At 69.7% G+C, this 3295-nt stretch carries 3 protein-coding genes and 1 tRNA gene; all 4 read left to right on the top strand.

What is annotated here, in order from left to right; all coding sequences use genetic code 11:
• Positions 1 to 885 precede the first annotated feature (885 nt).
• Positions 886 to 962: transfer RNA gene (locus JX283_RS08025), tRNA-Asp, on the top strand.
• A 159-nt stretch (positions 963 to 1121) separates the two neighbouring features.
• Entirely contained in the window at positions 1122 to 1841 is a 720-nt protein-coding gene (locus JX283_RS08020) for an HAD family phosphatase (RefSeq protein ID WP_239652551.1), read from the top strand.
• A gap of 29 nt (positions 1842 to 1870) precedes the next feature.
• Positions 1871 to 2713, top strand: a complete 843-nt coding sequence (locus JX283_RS08015; RefSeq protein ID WP_204830109.1) for an adenine glycosylase — start codon at positions 1871 to 1873, stop codon at positions 2711 to 2713.
• Between the two features lie 99 nt (positions 2714 to 2812).
• The coding region (gene rbr / locus JX283_RS08010) for a rubrerythrin (RefSeq protein WP_370583435.1) at positions 2813 to 3295 on the top strand (483 nt) is incomplete at its 3' end.

Here is a 3295-nt window from a genome sequence, read left to right as displayed (position 1 = left end):
GTCGTCACCGTGCCCGACGGCGCCCCCCGCCCCATCGGCGTGGACCCCTCCGAGACCGGGGCCTTCTCCACCCTCGCCTCGGGCCAGGGCGCCGTGCTCCACGACCGTGGCTCGGCCTCCGAGGCCGCCTCGGCGGCCCGCGAGAACTTCCGTCGCGGCGGGTCGGCGCGCCTGAACCGGGGCAAGCGCCCCCACGTGGCCTCCCGTCATGGCGGCGCCCACGTGAGCCGGCCGGTGGCCATCGGCTTGGGCGTGGCGGCAGCCTGCGTGGTGGTCGTGCTCGCCGTGGTGGTCATCGGCGCGCTGCACACCGTGCCCACGTCCCTCGACGGCGACGCGGGCCAGACCCCCGCCCGCGTGGAGCAGACCCAGGACGACCAGGGCCAGGGCATCGAGTACGCCGGCTACACCTACGGCGTGCGCCAGGACGACGACGGCGCGGGCTACTCCTTCGTGCGCACCCAGGGCGCCGACGGCGACCCTCAGGTGCTGTTCCGGCTCCAGGGCACGCCGGTGACCGTGGTGCTCTACAACGGCGGCTTTCTCATCCCCGAGAACCTCGGCGGGTCGTGGAACGTGGTCTCGTGGGTCATGGGCGACGGCTCCGTGGAGTCGGTGCTCGCCCACGACGACGGCACCCCGGTGGAGGGGAGTGGCACCGTCTCGTCCGCCAAGCTGGACGGCTCCAACCTGGTTCTCTCCTTCGACAACGACGTGACCGAGACCGTNNCGCTGGGGTAGGCGCCCCTGTCCCATCACCCGGACACTTTTGTCCCAATGGTCGGGCACTTCTGTCCCAAATGCCGCCGTCGGGAAAAAAGTTCCGATTCACGCTTGCATCGCCAGCAGCAGTCGTGCAATACTAACGCTCGCGCCAAGGCGCACGGGGTGTTAGCTCAGCTGGTTAGAGCGCCGGCCTGTCACGTCGGAGGTCGAGGGTTCAAGTCCCTTACATCCCGCCACGTTGGACCTGCAGGGCCGGAGGTTTTCCTCCGGTCCTTTTTCTTGCGAACGCCGCCGCATCGGCCTTTTCGCGCTTTTCTTCCCCCTGCCCCTGATAGGCCCTATGCTGTTGGGGTATCTGCACCGCAATGGGAACGTTTTCAAGGAGAGTCCGGCCAGTGGCCAGTGTTGACGACAGCGGCACCAGTCGACGGGGTGAGGCCGTCGCGCCCAAGGCGCGCTTGGCCGTCTTCGACTACGACGGCACCATCATCTCGGCCCAGTCGGGCACCCAGTTCACCAAGTACCTGCTGCTCAACGGCTACATCAGCCCGCTCTCGGCCCTCAAGGTGATACTCTGGGGCGCCCGCTACANCCNGCATCTCCCGCACGACCAGGCGGCCGTGCGCGGCTACCTGGTGAACGACCTCGACCGCCTCACCAGGGCCCAGATCCTGGNGATCATGGGCCGCTTCCACGACGACGTCCTCACGCGTTTCTACCGCCCCGCCGCCCTCGAGCAGGTGCGTGCCTGCCGAGAGGACGGGTGCGTGTGCGTGCTGGTCTCGNCCACCTTCCACGGCATCGCCCAGGCCGCCGCGCGCCATATCGGCATGGACGCGTTCCTCGCCACCCGCATGGCCGTGAACGGGGAAGGCCACATGACCGGCGCCGTGGACGGCGAGGTGGTGGAGGGTGCGGGCAAGTGCCGCGCCGTGACCCGCTGGGCCGACGGGCGCTTCGGCCCNGACAACTGGGTGGTGGAGTACGCCTTCGGCGACCACCATTCCGACGAGGAGATGCTCTCCCTCGCCCGGCACCCCTACGCCGNGGACCCCGGCCGCTCCCNGCGCTCGGTGGCCAAGCGCCGCGNNTGGCCGGTGCTACTGTGGGAGTGACCGGCGCCGACGACCGGCAGCCCCCCTCGATGGACTCGTTCCGCCGCCGTGTGCTCGCCGAGGGGCGCCTCCACTGGCGCGACCTGCCCTGGCGTCGCACCCGCGACCCCTACGGGGTGTGGGTGAGCGAGGTCATGCTCCAGCAGACCCAGGTGTCGCGNGTGGACGGGCGCNGGCAGCGCTGGCTCGCGCGCTTTCCCGACCCGGCGTCCCTGGCCGCCGCCGAGACGGCCGACGTCCTCTCCGAGTGGCAGGGGCTGGGCTACAACCGCCGCGCCCTGGCCCTCCAGCGGGCGGCGTCCGAGATCTGCGGGCGCTGGGGCGGCCGGGTGCCCCGGGACGCGGCCGACCTCGTCTCGCTGCCCGGCATCGGTCCCGCCACGGCGGCTGGGATCCGCGCCTTCGCCTTCGACCTCCCCGGGGTCTACCTCGAGACCAACGTAAGGGCGGTCTTTCTCCACGAGTTCTTTCCCGACGGCGAGAAGGTCCCCGACCGGGTGCTCGTCCCCCTGGTGGAGGAGGCCTGTCCGGAGGTGGGGGCCCGCGGCTGGTACTACGCCCTCCTCGACTACGGGGCCCATCTCAAGAGGACCGTGCCCAACCCCTCCCGGCGGTCGGCCGCCCATGGGCGCCAGTCGGCCTTCGAAGGCTCCNGGCGGCAGAAGCGCGCCGCCCTGGTGCGCCTGCTTCTGGAGGCGCNGGAGGNAGGGGCCGGCGGCCTCGCCCTGGAAGACGCCGTGGCCTCCCTGGGGGAGCAGGAGGCGGCCAAGGGGCGCCCGGAGCCGGCCGCCGGGTTGGTGGAGGAGCTTCTGGAGGAGCTTGCGGCCGAGGGGTTCTGCCGCCGTGGGGACGGAATGTGGAGTTGTCGATAGAGCCGCCCCCGTCGGCGCGGTTGGGTATCCTAGCCTCTGAAAGTTGGGCAAACGCCCGCATCACAGGCCGTCACATCCAAGGAGGACAGGATGCCTACCATCGACTTCAACGAGTCCCAGACCAAGAAGAACCTGGAGATCGCCTTCGCCGGCGAGTCCCAGGCCGCGATGAAGTACAGCTACTACGCCAAGCAGGCCGCCAAGGACGGGTACGTCCAGATCGGCGACATCTTCTCCGAGACCTCCGGCAACGAGTCCATCCACGCCAAGCTCTGGTTCAAGTACCTTCACGGCGGTCACGTGCCCGACACCATGACCAACCTCAAGGACGCCGCCTCCGGCGAGAACTACGAGTGGACCGAGATGTACGCCGAGTTCGCCAAGGTCGCCAAGGAGGAGGGCTTCTCCGAGATCGCCGCCAAGTTCAAGCTCGTCGGCGACATCGAGAAGACCCACGAGGAGCGCTACAACAAGCTCGTCGACCGCATCGAGAACGGCGAGGTCTTCTCCCGCGGCGACACCACCGTGTGGCAGTGCCTCAAGTGCGGTTACCTGCACGTGGGCCCCACCGCCCCCGAGGTC

It is taken from the genome of Olsenella sp. CU969, assembly GCF_905219715.1.
Classification (GTDB): domain Bacteria; phylum Actinomycetota; class Coriobacteriia; order Coriobacteriales; family Atopobiaceae; genus Granulimonas; species Granulimonas faecalis.
Note: the sequence above shows the minus strand (reverse complement) of the source record. Positions and strands in the feature narration are given on the sequence as shown.